The organism is Methanobacterium sp. BAmetb5, from assembly GCF_003491305.1.
Taxonomy (GTDB): domain Archaea; phylum Methanobacteriota; class Methanobacteria; order Methanobacteriales; family Methanobacteriaceae; genus Methanobacterium.
In genome coordinates this window covers 2,501-23,591 of record NZ_CP022706.1, presented here as the reverse complement: position 1 = coordinate 23,591, position 21,091 = coordinate 2,501, and the positions used below count along the sequence as shown (strand labels likewise).

The window sequence follows — 21,091 nt, the reverse complement described above, 5'->3', positions numbered from 1 at the left end:
CCCAGATAGGGAAGATGAACTGATAGGGGAGATAAAACTATTAACTCCGGATAAGAATAAATCTAACAACCCGAACGTGATGAAACTGGCATAATAAAAAGAAAAACACCCTATAAATAATTTTAACCTGAAACTGATAAAAAGATTAGCTGGAGACTGATATAAAATGATTAAAGTGGCAGTAAATGGCGCCGGTGGGAGGATAAGTTCTAAAATAGTTAAAACCGTTCTTAAAACCGAGGATATGGAAGTAGTGGCAGCCATCGGAAGAGAAAACACTCCACATGAAGGAAAAGACATAGGGGAAATGGTGGGAGTGGGGAAGATTGGTGTCCCGGTAACTGGTGCACAGATGCTTTCTGAGGTTTTAAATGACAAAAAAGTAGATGTTATGATTGATTTTACCAGTGCCCAGACCGCGGTGGAGGCCATCCAAACTGCAGCAGAATGTGGGGTTAACGTAGTGGTGGGGACCACCGGATTTTCAGACCCGCAAATGGATGAAATAAAAAAATCCATCAAAGAAAACCGGGTAAAGGCAGTTATTTCTCCCAACATGGCCGTGGGGGTGAACGTGTTCTTTAAGATCATCCGGGATCTGGCACAGATTCTGAATGACTGGGATGTGGAAATTATTGAGGCCCATCATAAACACAAGACTGATGCACCTTCCGGCACAGCACTTAAAGCCTACCACATAATAGCCGATGAACTGGGAATAGGTGGGGATGAATCCCTGATATGTGGTCGGCAAGGAATAGTTGGTGCACGAAGTCCAGGGGAGATAGGTGTGCATGCAGTTCGTGGTGGGGATATTGTGGGGGACCACACTGTACTCTTTGCCGGTGAAGGGGAAAGATTGGAAATTATCCACCGGGCCGGGACCAGGCAAGCATTTGTAACTGGAGTGATTAAAGCCGTGCAGTATGTCATGGAATCCCCGGAAGAAACTAAGGGAAAAATCAGCACTATGGAAGATGTTCTCAGTTTGAAATAGTAAGGAGATGTTTTATTTTTCTAGTTAATTTTCATATTTTTTTAAAGATCAAGAGCACCGTTTTTGGTTTTACTGAGAATTACTCTAAAATGATCCACACCATATAGCCCAACTGTTGAAAACACAACTATTTCTTCAAATTATAAAAATGAAGTTCAAATGAAATAAATTTACTTTGTTAAGCTATCGATGAGATTACTAATTTTTTCCACTCATCTGTATTCTGATTAAAAAAAAATTTAGAATTCGTTAAGTCAAATTATTCTAATTTTAAAAAGTTTTCTTGTTTATTTCGTTATAGGATAGTACTTTTACTGTATAGTCGTTAAATTTTTTTTAAGCTGAAATGAAATTTGTATTGGCAGAACTGAAAATGAAGCTTAATAAAATGATAAATATACGTTTGTTGATATGATATTATTGGTGTTAACAATGGATGTCGTTAGTCTTGGTTTGATTTGTGGATTGGTTTTTGGTCTTTTTTCCAGTTTGATAATGATTCCTATGGAAGTGGAGTCTCGGCGCAAGAAGTATGAAGCCATTTCCAGTGCTTTTGTGGATCGCTTTATGATCGGTTTAATAGTTCCCAGTGCTACTTTTGGTTTAGATCCTCTGATTAGTGGGTTAATTATAGGAATCGGGTTAAGTCTTCCATCTGCTATTATAACCCGGGCTTATACGCCCATAATGGTTGTTGGTGCTGTTGGAGGTTTAATTATTGGTTTTGTAACCAAGTCAGTTGTAGGTTGATGCCCAAAAACAGGATATTCTCACTTATTGTGGGGGGTAAGACTATGAAAGATGAAAATTTAGTAGCTTATTGTGGGCTTTATTGTGGTGATTGTTATAATTACACAGGCTCCATTGCTGATATGGCTCGGGACTTACGAAAAGAGTTAAGGAAGAATAAATTTACAGAAGTCGCCAAAGCGATGCCTTTCAAAGAATTTGATAATTACCAGGAATGCTATGAATGTTTGGGGGCTATGGTAAAGTTAAGATGTAAAGGATGCAAGGATGGTTTCAGATCTAAATTTTGTAAAATAGCCAAATGCGCCCAGAAGAGAGAATACCAAGGATGCTGGGAATGTGATGAATTTCAAACTTGTGAGAAGTTCGACTTCCTAAAGCCCATTCACAAGGAATCCAATATAAAAAATCTTCGCAAGATAAAAAGACAAGGAATTGATGGTTTTCTTGAAGGGAAGAGACATTGGTAAAAATAGGCTTAATTGAATATTTTTAGATGCATCCATTATTTACTTCGCAATATAGGAGTTTAACGAAGTAAAAATTTTGGATTATCATTACATTAATAAAGAGAAATAAGTATTTTTTTACTGGTTGGGCTATATGTAATAAAAGTTTTATGAACTATTTACCCTAAATAAACCCCCTTCGTTAAATACGTAAAAATTATTTCTTTTTTTTCCATTTATCAGTCTCACCTTTGAAGAGTGGATGAAAAAATTGAATATTATTACACTTATCACACCATAAAAAAGTCCAGTTATCTTCTTCCAATTTACGAAAGTTAAAATAATATTCTGCTGCAGTCATCGGAATAATTCCATCCTTGACATATTTAACTTTCTTATACTGTCCACTTCCACAATAAATACAAGTTTGAGGAACATCAGGATCAACCAAATTTGCACCCATCCTTATACGTTGATTCAATGAATTGAATTCCTTCAAAGCATGTTTAGCATCGGTAAAACGTTTATTATGATCTTCAACGATCATGTTATCAAGAAAATCATTTATCAAAAAAAATTCTCTTTGAGGATTAATTTTAGTAATATCATAATTAGGGGCTCTATGTTTTTCCCTATCAAAAATCACACCAGTTAAAATCCAATAAAATATTTTACCAAGAGAATAAATGTCTGCAGAATAAGGAACTTCATCAATTCTCCCATCAGCAAGTTCAGGTGCCATGTAATATCTAGAACCCACAGCTTCACTAGTTATAGTTACTCGATTTCCATCATCACTAAAAAAACATAGCCCAAAATCTCCAATAACTGGTTCAAGTTTATTATTCAAAAAAATATTTTCTGGTTTAAGATCTCTATGGATAACATTATTTTCATGGGCAAATGCAACAGCTTCAACAATTTTTCTAAAAATAACTAATTTTTCCTCAAATGTTAATTTATCTAATCTAAAATCTTCTAAAGTTCCAATGGGATAATATTCTGTGACAATAAATGGAGAATTATTTTCATAATCATAATCAACAACTTTAATAATATTTGGGTGGTCTAATTCAAGACCCGCTTTAATCTCATCCTTAAATCTAGCAATTCGCCCTATATTAATCAACTTCTTCAATATAAACTGTTTTCCTTCGTAATTCTTGTTAGTGGCAAGGAAAATTTGTCCTTGACCCCCTTGATTAATAGAATTACCAATTTTCCACTCTTTGAATTTATTTTTCACCATATAATCAAATCCATTAGTTTTGGCAAATTAAAATGATATCAGTCTAGTTTTAAGAAATTCCAAGTAATTTTAAAACAGTGTTGATTTGTTGTAATAAATCACGATCTATTTTTTGCAAATAATCACTAAACGCTTTACCATCTAAACATTTTTGTGCACGATAATAATAATCTAAAGCTTCTTCATAATGCTCATGTTCCGCATGTAGATCTCCAAGTGCCATTAAAGTGATTGTACTATTAACAACATCTTTTAATTTAATAGCTATCGGTAAAATTTCGTCAAGAATCTTTTTAGTTCCTTCAAAATCAGTTTTATACCGCTTTCGAGCTATATCCATTTTTGCAGAAAAAACATCACGTAAAAGTGCAGGCCTATTATCATTTTTAGTCAATTTGGGATAAATTTCGTCAAATAAAAGGATGTATGATTCAACAATCGACAACATTTCAGGAGGATCAATAGAATAAACATTTTCTTTTTCAATTTCTTTGATTTTACCATTTGTATCTACAATTTCATAGTATACTAGTTCTTTTTCTTCATAAATGGGTTTCACAAACTTCGGGTTAATGACTTTGAAAGTATTATTACTATTTATTAGATATGCCACCCCATACAATAACAAATGTTTATGAACTATTCTAAAAAGTTCAAAAGGAAGGTCTTTTTCGATTTGAGATTGTATTTCTTCTATTAATTTGTCATTGGGGAGTTTCCCTTTGTATTCTAATTTGAACCCATCGCCCAATATTAAACGAGTGTCAACATCAATAAGAACCCTTAAAATAGGTATTTTTTTGTAAAGAGCATCATAATATTTATAATAATCAATAAAAGGATTAATGAACGATTTTTGGCTTCGTAAAACTTTTTCATCATAGGGATACTCTTTTAACTCATAATTTTCATAATTATTATACAAATATAAAACGTGACTATCTTTATTAAATTTCAAAGCCCCCTCAATAACTGGTTTCAATTTTCCAGATTCCCCTAATCCCCCCATTACTATTGCAGCCACATCCAAGATTTTCGCATATGGATCATTGACGACATAATTACCGAATAATCCTAAAACGCCAATACTATATCCTATTCTACTGATATTTTTTGGAATGTTTTCAGCATTTTTTTGCATATCCTCAACAATTTCATTAGCTATATAAATTTCAGATTTCAACTCATACACTCTGTCAGTGATATCTTCAAAATCTTTTTGATTAACTGCATTTTCTAAATACTCAAGTGCTTCAATTGCACCGGAATAATTAAAATTGTCAGATTGTTCTAGATTTAAAGGAGTTGAAGTAACAATTTCATCAGTCAACATTGTGCCCAGATCATATTGGGGAATCAAATTTTCATCAATATCTTTGAAAATAGTTTTATTTTCAATTCTAATAGATAAATCATTCATTAATTCCCTAATATTGTTATTGACTAAATTTATCCCGTTTAAAGAATTGAAAGTAGGATCTGTTAAAAAAGAAGTGTAAGCAGCAGAATATGCAAATGCATAGTCTAATCTACCATTACCTAATTCTAAAAATTTTTTTAAGAATTTGTTTACATCCGTATACCCCAATAGGGCTAATCTTTGACAATTTCTCTTTAAAGCATCAATGGCTATTTTTTCATCCAATCTCAAAAAATTAGTACCGCTACCATTCATAATATCATAAGCAGCAATCGCAATAGGGTCTACCATACCCATTTCCATTGTTAAATTGTTTCCAAAATCAAACTGTTTTCCTTCAAAAAAATTATCTTCTTCCAAATATTCTAAAAATTTGTCATTAATTAAATAACTATAATTTAAATCCCTCGAAACTGCACTTGGGGGTCTTCTGGAAAGAAGTGGATCTAAATAATCATCTTTTAAGTTATGATAGTTCTTATAATTAAAAGGCAGCCTTAAAGCAACTTTATTTTTTCGTTCTAAATCAATAAGTTCTGCTACATCCAACCCATAATGATTTTTAAACGATTTTTCATCAGGTAATGGAAACACATCAACTAATACTGTTTTAAAGAATGGAAAAAGTTGATAGGGTTTAATTGGATTTATTAATTTAAAACCAGTTCCGGTATATGGGGGTTCTAATTTAAGTTCAGGATAAAAATCTAAAATATCAAGTTCTTTATTATAATTTTGCCTTATACCTACAGCTATTTCCGTATTTAAAGCGTCAAATTCATTTAGAGTTTCCAAATCCATATTAATACTTTATTATAGGAAATATAAATATTATTATATTTCATCATAAACAATTTAATAAAAAAATTTTCTTCATTACTCTTTGATACAAAAGCTATTTATTAAACAATATAAGGTAAATTTATATACTATGTTTTCCTTATATTGTTTTGTAGACTTTTTTAGATCTTAAAATCCAAAAATAAGGTCACCGAGCGGGGCAAATACTATCCTATAACGAAGTAAACAAAAATAAATAAAAAAAACTTCAAAAACCTGATCTATTCAAGATAGATCAACAGCTCCAATCAAGTAATCAATGAACTGCTGGGCTGTGCGTCCTGACATTCCACCGTGACGCATTTCCCATCTACCTGCTTCTCTAATGAGTTCTTCGTCGGTAAGTTTAATTTCCGGGTGTCGTCGGGCCAGAGTGGTAACTATATTGAAATATTCTTTCCTTTGAGGAGTGTAGTAACCAATGGTCACCCCGAACCGGGCAGCCAGGGATAGTTTTTCATTCACAGTCTCCGAGCGATGCAGTTCATCATCGGCCATATCCGAGCGATCACTCCAGGTTTCCCGGATCAGGTGGCGTCGGTTGGATGTGGCATAGATGAGCACATTTTCCGGTTTTGCCTCCAGACCCCCTTCCATAACTGCCTTCAAATATTTGTACTCTATTTCAAACTCTTCAAAGGACAGATCATCCATATAGATTATAAAACGATAATTTCTATTTTTTATGGCGTCAATGACCAGGGGCAGTTTTTTAAATTCATGTTTATAGACCTCAATCATGCGCAGACCCTGACTGTAATACTGATTAAGAATGGACTTTATGCTGGCAGATTTACCGGTACCGGCATCTCCATAGAGAAGAACGTTATTAGCTTGGCGCCCTTCCACGAAGGCCTCTGTATTCTGCACCAGTTCCTTCTTCTGGGATTCATAACCCACCAAATCATCCAGCCGCATATCGTTAGTGGTGGTGATGGGGCAAAGTATCCCGGACTTATCTTCCGTTGAAATACGAAAAGCCTTGTTCAGTCCCAGTTCTCCCACTCCGTATGCCTGGTAGAAGTCTGTGACGACTTCATATACCTCATCGGCATCTTTAGCCTGTTCAATAGCCTGACTGAGTTTCTGAACCTTTTCACTCACACTCTGGTTGAAAATCTGTTCACTTTTCACCACCGCATCATAATCAGTGATAATCGTAAAGCAGTCGATGTCCAGTTCTTTTTCTATTTTAGAAAAGTCATAGTCAAACAATTGCTTGAAGATACCAAAATCGTTGCGGGCAAGTTTATTTACCGTGCCTTCATTGACTCCCACTTTTTCTGAAACCAGGGTAAAGGGGTTTTCAGTCATGGCCAGAACAAAGGCCAGGTAATTGTGCCACAGATTTTCATCGAAACCATAAAGTGTTGAAATATCCAGAAGACGATTAATTTCGATGTAAATATCTGAAATCAGGTCTTCCTTTGCATAATCCCCTGATTCAAATTGTTGGCAGATATTAGATAGTCTTAACAAGATGCTATCCTGGTTGATATTTTTGTAAATCACCAATTTAGATGTCAAATGATGCATTGGATGTCTCCTAATTTTTAAGACCCTTTAACGAAACAGTAGAACTTCCTAAACTTAGTTTATCCTGCACTGAAGATGTTAATGATAATAGAAATGGGATTACTAACTAAATCCTCGTTTATTTATTTGATAATTACTATGAAGTGGCAATAATACTAAAATTTTTTTATAAATTCCACTGGTAGAAGAAAATTTCACAAGATTGATAATTAACCATGACAGTAATTTATAACGGTGAATAAAATATGAAAATCAAATACAATACCTTTATTGTAAAGGATATGGAGGAATCAATCAGATTTTACACCGAGGTTATGGGATTTGAAGTGGAAAGTGAACACAATCCCCACCCTGGAGCAAGAATCGTATTGTTGAAGGGGGAAGGGGATACCATGATCGAACTCATCCAGAACACGGAAAATGAACCCGGCCTGTACTGTATAGGGATGGAGGTGGAAGATGTGAAGGCCACTGTGGAGGAACTTAAAATTAAAGGTGCCAAGATCGTCATGGAACCCATACCCATAACTGTGGGATACCTGGCCTTCATAGAAGACCCCAATGGAGCCAGGATAGCGCTGATTCAGCACCATTAATTCTCTTTTTTAATTTGTTTCTTTTTCTCAGAGTTGGAACATATAAATTTTATTTACAAAATAAACCTTTTAAAATCGTTCTGTGTAACCTAACTCCTTAAAATTAATGGAGTATTTAGTTCCCTTACTTTTATCAATGGTAATATTACCATCAATCTGAGCTACCAGATTATTGACCAGCTGTAAACCAAGGGAATCTGTTTTATCAAATTCAAAACCTTCAGGCAAGCCAATCCCATCATCCTCAACAATTAATTTGTGTTTTTCACCCTCTGTTTCCATTTTTACCGTGATTGAACCTTTATCTGTATCGGGGAAGGCGAATTTGAGGCTGTTGGTCACCAGTTCGTTAATTATCAATCCCAGGGGTATGGCGGTTTCCATATTGAACTCAATATCTTCAACCTTTAAAACCGGTTCAATTGTACCAATTTGGACTTTGTAGGTGTAGAAAATATCTGAAACCAGTTTTTCTGTGTATTGCTTAAAGTTAATGTGGCTCAGGTCATGGGAGGTGTACAATTTTTCGTGGATCATGGCCATGGACTTAACTCTGCTCTGGCTATCCTTAAGAATGTCTTTAGACTCTTCTTCCTGTACATGGGCACTTTGCAGGTTTAACAGGCTGGATATGATCTGCATGTTATTTTTAACCCGGTGGTGTATCTCCCTCAATAAATCCTCTTTTTCTTCCAGAGATTTTTTAAGATTTATTTCAGCCATTTTACGCTCAGTTATATCTTCAGAAATAGCTAAAAGATAATTGGGGCGGCCATTTTCATCAAGGAGGGGAATTTTCTTGGTGTGTAAGATTATTTCACCCCGGTAACGGGTGTGCATAGTCTCTTCCAGAATATCCTGAAGTTCCTTTTTATAGAGAACTTCCCTATCACTCTGGGAGTAGAAATCAGCTTCTTCCCTGGTGAAAAAATCATAATCAGTTTTACCAATTAATTCATCCCGTTCATAACCCCAGATAAGCTCCACTGCCCGGTTAACTCTTTCAAATCTAAGTTCATCCGCAGATTTTACAAAGATCATGTCCGGTATGTTCTCAATGATGTTCTCTAAAAACTGTTCATTTTCCCTTAAGGCCATTTCCCTTAACTTAAGATCAGTGATATCTTCTAAAACTAGAGCTATTCCATCTATCTTCCCATCCGTTCTCATTAAACTGTAATTGGCTTTAACAAATTTCCTTTCACCCCTCTTATTGACATATTCCCATTCAGGGGGGATGGGTTTACCTGTCAAAATATTCTTAAAGGCAACTAAAGCTTCATTTAAACTTATCTTCAAGCTGGGAACTATTTGAACCAGGTTTTTACCAATTATATTCTCTTGGAATCCAGTTAATTCTAAGGCTTTGGGATTAATTTCAATAACTGTGCCCTTTTTATCAAACAAAGTTATTCCTTCGGCCGCAGTTTCAATCACGTACCTGTATTTCTGTTCACTTTCACTTAATTCTTCTTCAGCCTTTTTACGTTCAGTTACATCCTCACTGAAGATTATAATGCCCCCGATAACATCGGGTGAGGAGTACCAGGGATGTATTTCCCATCGTAGGTATTGAACGCTTCCATCAGCACGTACAAACTTATCCTCATCCGCACGCTCAATAGAACCGGCCAGAGCACGCCTATGAAATTCTTTTAAACGGTCAGTAATTTCTGGAAATATATCGTAATGGGATCTGCCGTGAATCTCCTCATCACCCAGATTAAAATCTTCAATCCAGCGGGAACTGGCCGCAATATAATGCATTTTTTTATCAAACATGGCAATGGCCACTGGTGCACTATCAATAAAGTGGCGGAATTCTTCATCACGTTTCATCAGAGTACGATTAATGGCTTTTAACTCTTCTTCTGCCTTTTTAATTGCGGTGATATCACGAACCAACCCCATGATTAATTTTTCATGGTTAATTTCCACAGCAGCAAAATGTATCTCCACTGGAAAAACAGTGCCATTCTTTCGTTTCTGGTGACCGTAGAGAGTGAAAGGTTCACCAGGCTTAATATTCCTCCATTCATTCATGGCACTTTCAAAGTCAAAGTCCTGTTCTATTTCCAGTACATTCATCTCCAGTAACTCTTCCCGGCTGTAACCTAAACTTTCCACGGATTGCTGGTTAACATCCACAATATTACCCTCAATATCATGGACAAAAAGAGCATCGGCTGCATTTTCTACCAGGCCCCGAAATTTCTGTTCACTCTCTTTTAATTCCATTTCCAGCTTTTTCCACTGGGTGATATCCTTAAAAGTTCCAAAAACAGCAATTACTTTCCCTTCATCATCAGTTATAATAGATGGGCTTAAAATAACCGGGAATTGCTCTCCATTTTTTCTTTTAAAAGTCAGTTCAACTTCCTTTAGATTTCCTTTCAAAACTTCTTCCAATGTAACCTGGATATTGGGAGTTTCTTCTTCCGGCCAGTAAGGGTGAGGAAGACCGGTTCCAATTAATTCCTCCCGGGAAAATCCAGTCATCTGACACAGAGCAGGGTTAACATCTAAATGAACCCCATTTTTATCTAAAATTGAAAATCCATCACCCATGGCTTTGATGATATTTTCGGTGAATTCTTTACTTTCAATCAACTCTTCCTCTACCTTCTTACGGTCGGTGATATCAATGGATAAAATGAAGATTCCTTCGGGTACCGGGAAAACACGCAGATCAAACCATCGACCAGTGCCATCGGGGTAAATGAAGTAATTTTCCATCTGGTTTGATTCATGTTTCTCCATGGTATTTTCCAACATCCGGAACATTTCAGTTTCATCAATACCGGGATAAACCTCCATCATGGTGTGACCAATTAAAGCTTCCCTCTTTAGTTTGGCATGGTGTAGGGCAGCATCGTTTACATATATATAACGCCAATCAGGACTGATGATCTGACAGCCTTCCATCATGTTGTCCAGGGCGTTTTGATATTTACCATTACCCACTGTGGGACGCACCACACCAGGGACTTGGGTTTTTAAATGAGTAAGACTCTTTTTTTCACTTTTCTTAAGTTTATCTCGAGTAATGGCCAGTTCAATGGCGTATTTCAGCTCACGATCCCGATATGGTTTGAGTAGATATGCATCTTGCGGTAAAGATTCAATCTTTTTAATATTCTGTTCTTTTAAATCACCCATTAACAGTAAAACAGGAATATCAAGTTTAAATATTTCCGAAAAAGCATCAAAAGCTGTGCTATCTCCCTTAAAAACATCATCTAACAAAATAAGATCAGGCCTTAACTCTGATGCCTTTTCAATTACATCTTCCCCCCGGCCCAAATGGTGAACTGAATAACCAAAGGATTCCAGTGTCTTTATATCCTCGGCCTCAGTGGAATCATCTTTTACCAAGAGGATTCTAATACTTACCATAATTTTAGTATGTATTTATTATTATTTGTTTTTTTTGTGGCATAGGAAATTTTCAGTAAATGGAATATTCATTTATAAAAAATGAAGTACATTTCCCGATCTCTGAAATGATGGTAGATCCTACCACATTTTGATAAAAATGTTTTAATTTTCAGGTGAAAATAAAGGTTTATAAGGGTTGATATGTAAGTCAGTACTGTAATTACAGTTGTTTATGTAAGTAAGTACTTATAAATGCTTATTTATGTAAGTAAGTACTGTACTTACAGTAATTTTATTATAAAACCCCGAATCAATCAGATATAATAAATAGGGCAGTAGATATTTAGAGATATTACATAATAGGTGATAACATGCTTGATATGTTTAATGCAAAATCAGTTGCAGTAATCGGTGCATCAGAGACAAAGGGTAAAATTGGTTACGATTTAATGACCTCCCTTTTAAATTATTATAAAGGAAAAATCGTACCAGTAAACCCGAAGGGAGGCACAGTACTGGGATTGCCTGCATACAAATCCATAAAAGAACATGGACACGTAGACCTGGCAGTTATAGTCATACCATCCCACCTGATCCCGGCCACAGTGGAAGATTGTGGAGAGATAGGAATAAAAAACATCGTTGTAATCTCTGCAGGGTTTAAAGAGGTTGATGAGGAAGGAGCCAGACTGGAAAACCAGCTGGTGGAGATCTGTAAAAAATACAACATCAAACTGGTGGGACCCAACTGTCTGGGCGTAATGGACACCTACAATGATATGAATGCATCATTCTCTTCTGATATTGCCCACAAGGGTAAAATATCATTCATGACTCAGTCCGGAGCCATCATGGCTGCTATCCTTGATTACGCTGATAAAAAGAACATTGGTTTCTCCCGTATTGTCAGCCTGGGAAACAAGGCCGTCATCAATGAAAACGACTGTATGAAGAACTTCATGGAAGATGAAAACACCGAAGTTATCACTGCCTACCTGGAAGGTATAGTGGATGGTCCGGGCTTTATAGAAGCCTGCAGAGAGGCTTCCCAGAAAAAACCAGTTCTGGTTATAAAATCCGGTACCACCTCCAAGGGATCCGAGGCTGTTTCCTCCCACACCGGTACCATTGCCGGTTCTGACTCAGCCTACGAAGCCGCTTTTGGCCAGTGTGGAATTATACGGGTGAACTCCCTGGACGAAATGATGGACTACAGTAGTGCTCTGGCACTGGCACCTCTCCCTAAAGGTAACCGGATAGCTATAATCACCAATGCCGGCGGACCAGCCATTATGACCACCGATGCAGCTATAAAGGCCGGACTGGAACTTGCCGAACTAACAACAGACACCAAAGCAAAATTAAACGAAGGACTACCAGCCACGGCCAGTGTTAAAAACCCGGTGGATGTCCTCGGTGATGCCAGCCCGGAAAGGTACGCCTTCACCCTGGAAACTGTCCTAGAGGACCCTAATGTAGACGGGGTAATCTACCTGGTAACCCCACAGTCCGTCACCGAACCGGAAGGAATTGCCCAGGTGGCCATTGACCACGCCCAGAAAACAGAAAAACCAATCCTGTGCAGTTTCTTTGGAGGAACCCGATTTGAAGGGGCAGAAAAACTCCTGGCAGAAAAACAGGTCCCTAACTACCTCTACCCTAAAAGAGCAGTTAAAAGCATGAAAACCCTGTATGATTACACTGTCATCCGGGAACAGGATTATCCAAAGTCCCCGGAATTCGATGCTGATAAAAATCTGGTTAAAAACATAATTGAGGATGCACGGGAAAAGGGTAAGCATACCCTGGGCTTAGAATCACTGGATATCCTGAAAGCATATGGCATACCCACGGTGGGAACAGCCATTACCACCACCGAAGAAGAGACAGTTAAAGCCGCCGAAGAAATAGGATATCCCCTGGTTATGAAGATCGTATCCCCCCAGATTTCCCATAAATCTGATGTGGGCGGAATAAAACTCAACCTTAACAGTGCTGACGAGGTTAAAGCAGCCTACCAGGACATGATGGAGAACATCCCTGAAAAGGAACCTGAAGCAGTTCTGGAGGGTGTTCAGTTACAGAAAATGCTCTCCGGTGGTACAGAAGTGATCATCGGTATGATTCAGGACCCCACCTTCGGTTCCATGCTCATGTTTGGACTGGGTGGTATATACGTGGAAGTACTGGAAGATGTTAAATTTGCCATTGCCCCTGTAAATGAAGGCGAGGCCAAGGATATGATAAAGAACATCAAAACCCACGAATTATTAGAAGGTGCCCGTGGAGCCAAACCCAAGGATGTGGATTCCATTGCCGATGTTATACTGAGAATTTCCCAACTGGTCACTGACTTCCCAGAAATCAATGAGTTCGAAATCAACCCCTTGATGGTTTTCGATGAAGGAGACGGTGCACTGGCAGTAGATATGAGACTCATGTTGAAAGAGGGTGGATCCAATGATTTACTACAGTCCTCCCCTCACTCATCCAGTCTGGAATCCGGTGTGAATTAATGGAATAAATAAAGCAGAAGGGATTATAGTCCCTTCTGATAACTATTTTTTTTAGAGAACTTTTTTTTAAAAAACTACTTTTCCTAGTTTCTACAAAATATATGTGGGAACATAAATCAATTACTAAAAGTAGACCAGGGAATGTCCACTATAACAGTAAATAAATCAGTTATATCCCCTTAACTGTTGACTAACTTCGTTGAAGGCATTAAATTGGGAGGGCATTTAAATAAACAAATCTTGCCGTCAAGTTGTCATTTCGTGATGGTAAGTTACCTAAATATCTCAAGCTTTTTATTTCAATGTGATCTATATTTTAATGTGAACAATATTCCAATCCCAAATCAATGGCTCCGAGTTTAAATGGTGATTAGGAGATTGTATCTAAATAATTAAAAGGATGAAAATAGGATACCAGGAGAAATCTCTCCACTGACACGCCCTCATCCCCTATAAAGAAAGATAATTCCATTAGCCAGTTTAAAGGTGCTGAAATGAATGAAAAAGAAATAATATCCTTTAAAAATGCAACCATACTGGCTTTTGCTATTTTAATTAGTTTTACAATCATTTCGCTACTTTTACAGGGTGATTCATACCTTCGAATGGTTTTTAGTGATATTACTGGCCCTATAATTCAAATACTGGTAATTATGGGATTATTTTATGCCGCATACACCGCAGGAAACAAAGGGCAACGGGTGCAAATAGCCTGGATACTGATGGGTGTTGCCTTCAGCTTTACTGCCCTGGGAGATATAACCTGGGCCATTTTGGAGCTGGTATTCCGTACCAATCCCTCTCCATCGGTGGCTGACATTTTTTACCTGGCATTTTATCCCCTTTTTGCCCTGGGAATCTACTTTATGCCCCGTGATCAATTCAGCTCCAGTGACCGCTATAAAATCATCCTGGAGATGGGGATTATCCTCCTAACCGTGGGCCTCCTTTTATGGGTTTTCCTAATAAGCCCCAACCTCACCAGCCAGGAAGAGTTTTTAACCATTTTCATATCTGTAATATACATTGTTTTCGATTTTGTCCTTCTTTTCGCCCTGATACGGCTCTTATACAGTAAATTTAAAGAAGAATACTATGGCCCCCTAATCCTAATCGGCCTGGGCATGGTGGCCCTGATTATAACCGATTACATTTACTATCTGCAAACACTGCAGGGTACGTATGTTTCCGGTGGTTTGCTGGATTCTGGATGGATACTAAGTTATATGCTGGTGGGTTTAGCCGCGCTGCTACAGATCACCGGTGAAAAATACCAGCTAATACCACCTTACCTATCATTTATAAAAAAATCAAGTTTCACTTCTTATTTACCCCTTTTACTGGCCCTGATATCATTCCTACTGTTAATATGGGCCAATGAAATCCAGGAGGAACCCAATATCCCGGTGATAGAACTGGTAGTGGGAATCATCATTTTAATGGTGCTTTTCCGCCAGTTCTTAACGGAAAGGGCTTTATCGTCCAGTGAAAAAAGCTACCGGAACTTGGTAGACAATTCATTAGTGGGGATCTACAAAACCAACATCTCGGGAGATATACTTTTTGCCAATGAATCCCTGGCCAGTATATTTAAATTCAATGATGTGGAGGAACTCAAATCCCACCAGATCACTGAATTCTATAAAAACATTTCTGCTAGAAAAGAAATCATTGCTAAACTTAGAAAAGAGGGTAGTTTTGCCCAGTATGAAGTGGAAATGGTTTCCCGCGAAGGAGATACTATTGACCTGTTTTTAAGCGCCAGTTTAACTGGAAAAGTTATTTCCGGCATGTTGATGAACATTACCCAACGTAAAAAGGCTGAAAAAGCCCTCCAGGACAGTGAAGAAAAGTATCACACTCTGTTTGAATCCAATCCAACCTACACCATCCTGGTAAGTTTAGAGGGAACTATTTTAGATGTTAACAGTGCTGCTTCTAAATTTGCTGGTATATCTTCCCCGGAATTAATTGGTAAAAGCTTCCAGGAGTTGCAGATATTCCCTAAAGAAGAAGATATTAAATTCCAAAGGAGTAAATTCCTACAGGCATTACAGGGGGAGACCATTAAACCTTTCCAGTATCAGTTGATCGACCATAAGGGAAACTATAACTGGGTGGAATCACAGCTAGTACCCATAAAAAAAGATGGTGAGATTAACTCAATTCTGGTAATTGCCAAGGATATAACTGAAAGAAAAAGAGCCATGGATGGACTGGAAAGAATGGTGGATGAGAAGAACATCCTGATTAAGGAGATACACCACCGGGTTAAGAATAACATGCAGATCATATCCAGCCTGTTGAACCTGCAAAGCCAGCACCTTAAGGCTGATGAACAATTTGCCACCAGTATACTCAAGGAGAGCCAGAACCGGGTTAAGTCCATGGCCATGATCCATGAAAACCTATACCAGTCCAAGGATTTCACCCACATCAAATTCGAGGATTACATCACCCGGCTGGTGTACGAGTTGTTCTACTCCTACAATGGGGATGCCGATAGAATCAAGTTAGTGGTGGATGTGGATGATGTTAACCTGAACATGGAAACTGCAGTTCCCTGTGGCCTTATAGTAAGCGAGCTTTTCACTAACAGTGTGAAGTACGCATTCCCTGAGGGCCAGGAGGGGGAAATAAGAGTATCCCTCAAACAGGAGCCAGTAAAGGATGATGCCCGTAAATTCACATTAACAGTGAGCGATGATGGGGTGGGCTTCCCTTCTGATCTGGACTATAGGAATACAGAAACCCTGGGATTGGAACTGGTGAACAGCTTAACCAGACAGATTGATGGAAATATCAGCCTGGATTTAACTCAGGGAACCAAGTTCACCGTTAAATTTAAAGAACTGAGGTATAAAAAAAGGATTTGAAACCGGAATAAAGGTAATTAAACAAAAAGAGTAATCAAATGTGATTAAACAAAAAGAACCATTAATCTAAAAGTTAATTCTTAAATTTAGAAATTTTCGTGTTTCACCGCATCTTCCGGGCAGTTATCCACACACATGCCACACAGTATGCAGTTATCAGGGTCAATCACTTGGGGGATTGAATCTTCATCATCCCTCTGGAAGATGCTTACCGGGCAGTTGCTTACACATGTGCCGCACTTGGTGCACAGATTTTGGTCGATTTCAATTTTAGGCATGAAAAATTTCCTCCCATAAAATAGATCATCGGTTTAAACTATAATATTTTACCACCAGCCACCCTTTACAACTCCTACCTTACTGATACTCCCCTCCACGTATTTGCAATTATTAAGAATCATCCACGTAATTTTACCCCGATGTATCTACCTCATGAAAATTCTACATTAAATTCTAGAAAAGAACTTGGCAAGTTAACAGGACATCTAACAATATATACCATCAGGAAACCTAAAGAAACCCATGTTCATCCTAGTCTTCCTGAATAAATTCAATAAGAATGCCAGTTAACTCTTCAGTGGCCTTGAGGAACTCTTGGAAGGTGTTGGGGTAACTGTTGGCACCGTGGGATTCCATCCTTTGATCTTTCCACCACATGCTCACTTCCCATTCATCCCCCACCACACAACTATCCCCACAGCTGACAAGGTACTCCTCGTACCAGTTCCAGACTTCCAAGTCATCCATAACCTGCCAGAATTCAGCCCAATCGTCAAGTTCAGGATATATAACCCTCTGGTGATTTATCCCACCTAGTGGATTGAATTCGTTATATGACAATCGATTTTCTTCCCATTTTATATGAAAAAGATAATCCTGCTTTGGAATCTGGTAATTGATGTTGAATTCTGTAGGCTGTACCTCAGCTGTAGGGTGTACATCAGTCATTTTAAATAACTCCCCGGTTGCCACTTATTAAATGGTTTACCTCTTGAAGAATTCATCCCACTTCTGCTCACCGTATAGGGCTATGAACTTCTCCTTATCTTCTGATGAATACTGGAAAGCTTCCGGTCTTTTATATCTTTTTTGAGCATATATGGCTTCTGCCTGCTTGATGAGTTCTTCAGGAGGTTTTTGGTAGGGTTGACAGTGCGGATATGCTTTTTTAATCAGATCCAGGGTTTCATCAGAATACCACACCCGGTTAGCCTGGTACTCGTTAAAGAAGGTTTCATGCCGGAATAGGTCCTCCCAGCTTAGCTGGAAGTAATCCTGCAGCACTTTTTCCCGGGATCTGAAAATACCCGGATTACATTCCTGGGTGCGTTTAATATTTCTCATGGTGAAGGTTTGACCCCTTAAATCAGCCCATCGTTCATCATGAGGTGCAAAACTTCCAAATGAATCCAGCCAGTCGTAAACATTCATCAGCATCTTATCCCACAAACGTATGGTTATATTCCACGCATTTGTAAGAGGTGCGTACTTCCAGTCTAGTCTTTCCCTTTCCAGTCCAAATTGGAAGCTATCCACAACCTTGAATGGTGAATCAGCCACCAGTTCATCGTGGATTTTAAGTAACCTTTCCTGTTTTTCCACTTCCAGTGGAAGGTGCATGAACTCGGCAAAGGTCTTGTTCATTATTATGGAATCCCTCACAACCATATCACCGTCCAATAACTGGTTGAGTCCTTTTTCTTCTGCTGTGCGCAGGAATACCGGGTAAGAGATTCCTGATCTGCCCAGTTTTATTAATTCTTCAATGGGGGCCTTTAAAAGTTCGTAATTAGGTACTCCTTCCAGATTCTTAATGGAAGTTTCATAGGCTTCCAGTGTTTTCTCCAGTAGAATTTCGTCACCAGCATTACCAGAATATTCACCCTTCATCATGGAAGCCATTGTTTCAGAATAAGCATTGCTGAACTGGATGAACAGGTTTTCTGTGGTAAGTTTTGCAGTGAAATCCACTATATCATCAGTTTCCATGACCAGAGCTTCCATCCGTTGAAGTGCATCCCCCATGGCCTTGAATGAATCACTTTCCACACCCTTCTCGCTGATTTCCCGGTACATGTTGCGGTAGGTATCCAGTATGGCATCGACCATTACCTTGTCCACTGGCATTTTAAAGCCCCCGGTAGGTTTTGAACTGTTCCACCCGCTTTTTTAACACTTCATCCTGGAATGGAATCAGTCTTCGGTATCTTTCCTCCCAGATAAGGTCCAGGTTGAATTTCCACTGGGGGTCCCATTGCCGGGCATTGGGTTCCACCATCCCCACCCAGTCTTTAAGTCCTTGATCAATTAGTTCCTGGGGGTAATCATGATTTATTTCCTTCTTCCATTCTTCGGGAACTTCTGCAGTCTGGTGTACCTCTATTTCTTCCAGCATCATCAGGTCATCAATAATCGCTTGGGTGAAAAGGTCCAGGGTGATCTCAATATTCACCTCACCTTCAATCTTATTTACAGTGTTTATGAGTTCTGCCTCGGTTTTTACTGAATCAACAATTTCCAGAATCTTTACAGGGGCATGTAACCTTATTTGCTCATTTAGATCCTGATAAAATTTTTTCCGTGCCGTTTCCTTGTCTTTCACCAGGGCTATTGCACTTTTAAGGGTCAGTTGTTGGTTTTCAACTTTTTGACCCCATTCTTCCAAACTTTTTGAACTGGCAATTGCCTGGTAGAGTGCTTCCTGGGATTCTTGGGAATGGGGATACAGTGGGTTGTGTTCATATTTTTTCAATCGAGCCTGGTAATATTCCAAATATTCCTGATGTCTTTTTTCCAATTTAACCCCTCTTAGATTTTCTCAAAAAGTATGTCAACGAAATTGATATTTAAAATAGAAACATGAGAAGATATTTTATATTATTTGAATAATAAGTTTTCAGGGTTATTACTACACATGAGGATAATTTCTTCCCAGGAAATTCCCTGTTTAACCATGCTAGCTATCATCATCTGCATGCCCTGCACTGGACTGGGGTTATGGGCCTGCCCAAAGTCCGTGGCCAGGATGCAGTGTTTGGCCCCTACTTCCCTGATGGCTTCGAACATGACTTCTGGACTTAAATTATCATGGCAGGGCATGGTGGCCACCCAGCAGTGTTCTAAATATGCATGGCGGGCCATTTCTTTCTGTTGATCCAGTGAGGCTCCCACTACCCGAGTAAGGGGGTGGTTTACCAGCACTTTCTCCACTTGCAGACTGCGGCACAGGTCCAGTACTTGAAATATCTCAGGGGGGCTCAGGTGTCCGGTGGCCAGTACCATGCCATAGTCCTTCACCAGATGTAGTATCTCCTCCAAGGCATCGGTATCCAGTTTTATTTCCTGGTGATGGACTGTGGGAAGCCATACTATTTTACCACCCATTAAGGCTGTGCTTCGCACTGCTTCCATGTTCAAGCCCCCCAAGTTGAGGTTCAGGGTTACCCCACCCATAACTGGTAATCCAGTCATCATACTGGTAAGATGGGCTCGGCCAGCAGTGGGTTCTACATGAGACTTGAGCACTATGGTGCGCATTCCCCTTTCTTTTGCTTCCAGAGCAGCTTCGTAATCAGTTAATAATCGGGGTTTGACATCGGGACTGGTGTGGATGTGGGTGTCAATGAAACCATCCAGGAGCTTGCTCTCTTTTACTTCATCACTGGGATTCATACTGATCATAATATTTAGAAAAAGAGTTATTTTTTTTATCCCGGTAACTGGGTAATTATCCCTGTGGGTTGCTTTTTTTACGGGCCTCTTGGTAGAGGTTACTCCCGACAGAGTCCATGGTGACAATTAGTGGTCCGAAATCCTTGACCTCCAGTTCCCAGACTGCTTCTGGTACACCCAGATCCAGCCAGTGCACACCCTTTATTTTAACCACTGAACTCACGTACAGTGCAGCGCAGCCTCCCACTGCGGCCAGGAAAACAGCACCATTACGTTTTAGTGCTTCGGCGGTGTTATCATCCATTCCACCTTTACCGATCACTGCCTGGGCTCCCTGATCCAGTACTTCTGCCTGATAAGGGTTCATACGGGTGCTGGTGGTGGGTCCCACTGCCACCATATGGTAATCTTCACCTTCCTGTTTGATTATGGGTCCGGCATGGAATATAACCGCGCCTTCCAGGGTCACTGGTGAACCAGATTCAATTATGCGTTTATGGGCACTGTCACGTGCCGTGTAGATGGTTCCGGAAATGTAAACCGAATCTTTAATTCTTAACTTTTGAGTGTCTTCCCTTTTTAGGGGTGTTTCCAGATGAACAATCATTTTTTTACACCATGATTAGTTTAAGATTATGTTATTTCCTTCTAAATATAAAATAGGAATATGTCCATTTAATTCACAAAATGAGGGATTGTTCATCTCCACATCACGGCCAGGATCAGTATGATTATTAGCACAACAATAACTGCTCCCAGTAGTATGCCGGGATCTGTTTCCTCATAGAACCTGGTGACTTTGTCTATAAAGG

17 protein-coding genes (1 of these 17 only partly in view) are annotated in these 21,091 nt (G+C 38.8%); 6 read left to right on the top strand and 11 right to left on the bottom strand.

Annotated features, from left to right (window positions below):
* The first annotated feature begins 166 nt into the window (after positions 1–166).
* The 3 genes from dapB to CIT02_RS00080 all read left to right on the top strand — a co-directional run bounded on the left by dapB (position 167) and on the right by CIT02_RS00080 (position 2,217).
* Positions 167–997 (top strand): 4-hydroxy-tetrahydrodipicolinate reductase, encoded by an 831-nt coding sequence (gene dapB, locus CIT02_RS00090; RefSeq protein WP_292612863.1) that lies wholly within the window; start codon positions 167–169, stop codon positions 995–997.
* Between the two features lie 432 nt (positions 998–1,429).
* Complete coding sequence (locus CIT02_RS00085; protein WP_292612861.1) at positions 1,430–1,747, top strand: hypothetical protein; 318 nt, start codon at positions 1,430–1,432, stop codon at positions 1,745–1,747.
* Between the two features lie 44 nt (positions 1,748–1,791).
* Positions 1,792–2,217, top strand: a complete 426-nt coding sequence (locus CIT02_RS00080; RefSeq protein WP_292612859.1) for a DUF3795 domain-containing protein — start codon at positions 1,792–1,794, stop codon at positions 2,215–2,217.
* Positions 2,218–2,413: 196 nt separating this feature from the next.
* On the opposite strand, the gene CIT02_RS00075 is transcribed toward CIT02_RS00080, so the two are convergent.
* The 3 genes from CIT02_RS00075 to CIT02_RS00065 all read right to left on the bottom strand — a co-directional run bounded on the left by CIT02_RS00075 (position 2,414) and on the right by CIT02_RS00065 (position 7,241).
* Positions 2,414–3,445 (bottom strand): serine/threonine-protein kinase, encoded by a 1,032-nt coding sequence (locus tag CIT02_RS00075; protein WP_292612856.1) that lies wholly within the window; start codon positions 3,443–3,445, stop codon positions 2,414–2,416.
* A gap of 49 nt (positions 3,446–3,494) precedes the next feature.
* Positions 3,495–5,666 carry a hypothetical protein gene (locus CIT02_RS00070; RefSeq protein ID WP_292612854.1) on the bottom strand — a complete coding sequence of 724 codons (2,172 nt, stop codon included), beginning with the start codon at positions 5,664–5,666 and terminating at the stop codon, positions 3,495–3,497.
* A gap of 264 nt (positions 5,667–5,930) precedes the next feature.
* The gene (locus CIT02_RS00065; protein WP_292612852.1) at positions 5,931–7,241 is read right to left on the bottom strand and encodes an ATP-binding protein; all 1,311 of its coding nucleotides are present in this window, start codon (positions 7,239–7,241) and stop codon (positions 5,931–5,933) included.
* A gap of 245 nt (positions 7,242–7,486) precedes the next feature.
* On the opposite strand from CIT02_RS00065, the gene CIT02_RS00060 reads away from it, so the two are divergent.
* Positions 7,487–7,837: a VOC family protein gene (locus CIT02_RS00060; protein ID WP_292612851.1), complete on the top strand. Its 351-nt coding sequence runs from the start codon at positions 7,487–7,489 to the stop codon at positions 7,835–7,837.
* A 69-nt stretch (positions 7,838–7,906) separates the two neighbouring features.
* On the opposite strand, the gene CIT02_RS00055 is transcribed toward CIT02_RS00060, so the two are convergent.
* Positions 7,907–11,212, bottom strand: a complete 3,306-nt coding sequence (locus tag CIT02_RS00055) for a PAS domain S-box protein (RefSeq protein ID WP_292612849.1) — start codon at positions 11,210–11,212, stop codon at positions 7,907–7,909.
* Between the two features lie 374 nt (positions 11,213–11,586).
* Here CIT02_RS00055 and acs point away from each other — a divergent pair, with 374 nt between their 5' ends.
* Both acs and CIT02_RS00045 read left to right on the top strand, forming a co-directional pair.
* A complete protein-coding gene (acs, locus tag CIT02_RS00050) occupies positions 11,587–13,731 on the top strand; it encodes an acetate--CoA ligase alpha subunit (RefSeq protein WP_292612847.1) in 2,145 nt (714 codons plus the stop codon).
* A gap of 494 nt (positions 13,732–14,225) precedes the next feature.
* A complete protein-coding gene (locus CIT02_RS00045; RefSeq protein ID WP_292612845.1) occupies positions 14,226–16,607 on the top strand; it encodes a sensor histidine kinase in 2,382 nt (793 codons plus the stop codon).
* A gap of 86 nt (positions 16,608–16,693) precedes the next feature.
* Here CIT02_RS00045 and CIT02_RS00040 read toward each other — a convergent pair whose 3' ends face one another.
* The 7 genes from CIT02_RS00040 to CIT02_RS00010 all read right to left on the bottom strand — a co-directional run.
* Entirely contained in the window at positions 16,694–16,885 is a 192-nt protein-coding gene (locus tag CIT02_RS00040; RefSeq protein ID WP_292612843.1) for a ferredoxin family protein, read from the bottom strand.
* Between the two features lie 253 nt (positions 16,886–17,138).
* Entirely contained in the window at positions 17,139–17,555 is a 417-nt protein-coding gene (locus CIT02_RS00035) for a hypothetical protein (RefSeq protein ID WP_292612841.1), read from the bottom strand.
* A 36-nt stretch (positions 17,556–17,591) separates the two neighbouring features.
* Positions 17,592–18,734: a hypothetical protein gene (locus CIT02_RS00030; protein WP_292612839.1), complete on the bottom strand. Its 1,143-nt coding sequence runs from the start codon at positions 18,732–18,734 to the stop codon at positions 17,592–17,594.
* A gap of 1 nt (position 18,735) precedes the next feature.
* On the bottom strand, positions 18,736–19,404 hold the full coding sequence (locus CIT02_RS00025; RefSeq protein ID WP_292612837.1) for a hypothetical protein: 669 nt from the start codon (positions 19,402–19,404) through the stop codon (positions 18,736–18,738).
* A gap of 80 nt (positions 19,405–19,484) precedes the next feature.
* Entirely contained in the window at positions 19,485–20,279 is a 795-nt protein-coding gene (locus CIT02_RS00020; RefSeq protein WP_292612835.1) for a DUF6282 family protein, read from the bottom strand.
* Between the two features lie 55 nt (positions 20,280–20,334).
* Positions 20,335–20,886: a FumA C-terminus/TtdB family hydratase beta subunit gene (locus CIT02_RS00015; protein WP_292612833.1), complete on the bottom strand. Its 552-nt coding sequence runs from the start codon at positions 20,884–20,886 to the stop codon at positions 20,335–20,337.
* Positions 20,887–20,978: 92 nt separating this feature from the next.
* Positions 20,979–21,091, bottom strand: partial view of a hypothetical protein gene (locus CIT02_RS00010; protein WP_292612831.1) — the final stretch only. It continues 457 nt past the right edge of the window; the window shows 113 of its 570 coding nt (coding positions 458–570); its start codon lies off the right edge, out of view — the gene reads right to left on this strand; the stop codon is at positions 20,979–20,981.

What these genes read in the sequence shown, in the direction of transcription:
- dapB (WP_292612863.1), top strand. Translation starts at nt 167, where the DNA reads ATGATTAAAGTGGCAGTAAATGGCGCCGGTGGGAGGATAAGTTCTAAA.
- CIT02_RS00085 (WP_292612861.1), top strand. Translation starts at nt 1,430, where the DNA reads ATGGATGTCGTTAGTCTTGGTTTGATTTGTGGATTGGTTTTTGGTCTT.
- CIT02_RS00080 (WP_292612859.1), top strand. Translation starts at nt 1,792, where the DNA reads ATGAAAGATGAAAATTTAGTAGCTTATTGTGGGCTTTATTGTGGTGAT.
- CIT02_RS00075 (WP_292612856.1), bottom strand. Translation starts at nt 3,445, where the DNA reads ATGGTGAAAAATAAATTCAAAGAGTGGAAAATTGGTAATTCTATTAAT.
- CIT02_RS00070 (WP_292612854.1), bottom strand. Translation starts at nt 5,666, where the DNA reads ATGGATTTGGAAACTCTAAATGAATTTGACGCTTTAAATACGGAAATA.
- CIT02_RS00065 (WP_292612852.1), bottom strand. Translation starts at nt 7,241, where the DNA reads ATGCATCATTTGACATCTAAATTGGTGATTTACAAAAATATCAACCAG.
- CIT02_RS00060 (WP_292612851.1), top strand. Translation starts at nt 7,487, where the DNA reads ATGAAAATCAAATACAATACCTTTATTGTAAAGGATATGGAGGAATCA.
- acs (WP_292612847.1), top strand. Translation starts at nt 11,587, where the DNA reads ATGCTTGATATGTTTAATGCAAAATCAGTTGCAGTAATCGGTGCATCA.
- CIT02_RS00045 (WP_292612845.1), top strand. Translation starts at nt 14,226, where the DNA reads ATGAATGAAAAAGAAATAATATCCTTTAAAAATGCAACCATACTGGCT.
- CIT02_RS00040 (WP_292612843.1), bottom strand. Translation starts at nt 16,885, where the DNA reads ATGCCTAAAATTGAAATCGACCAAAATCTGTGCACCAAGTGCGGCACA.
- CIT02_RS00035 (WP_292612841.1), bottom strand. Translation starts at nt 17,555, where the DNA reads ATGACTGATGTACACCCTACAGCTGAGGTACAGCCTACAGAATTCAAC.
- CIT02_RS00030 (WP_292612839.1), bottom strand. Translation starts at nt 18,734, where the DNA reads ATGCCAGTGGACAAGGTAATGGTCGATGCCATACTGGATACCTACCGC.
- CIT02_RS00020 (WP_292612835.1), bottom strand. Translation starts at nt 20,279, where the DNA reads ATGAATCCCAGTGATGAAGTAAAAGAGAGCAAGCTCCTGGATGGTTTC.
- CIT02_RS00015 (WP_292612833.1), bottom strand. Translation starts at nt 20,886, where the DNA reads ATGATTGTTCATCTGGAAACACCCCTAAAAAGGGAAGACACTCAAAAG.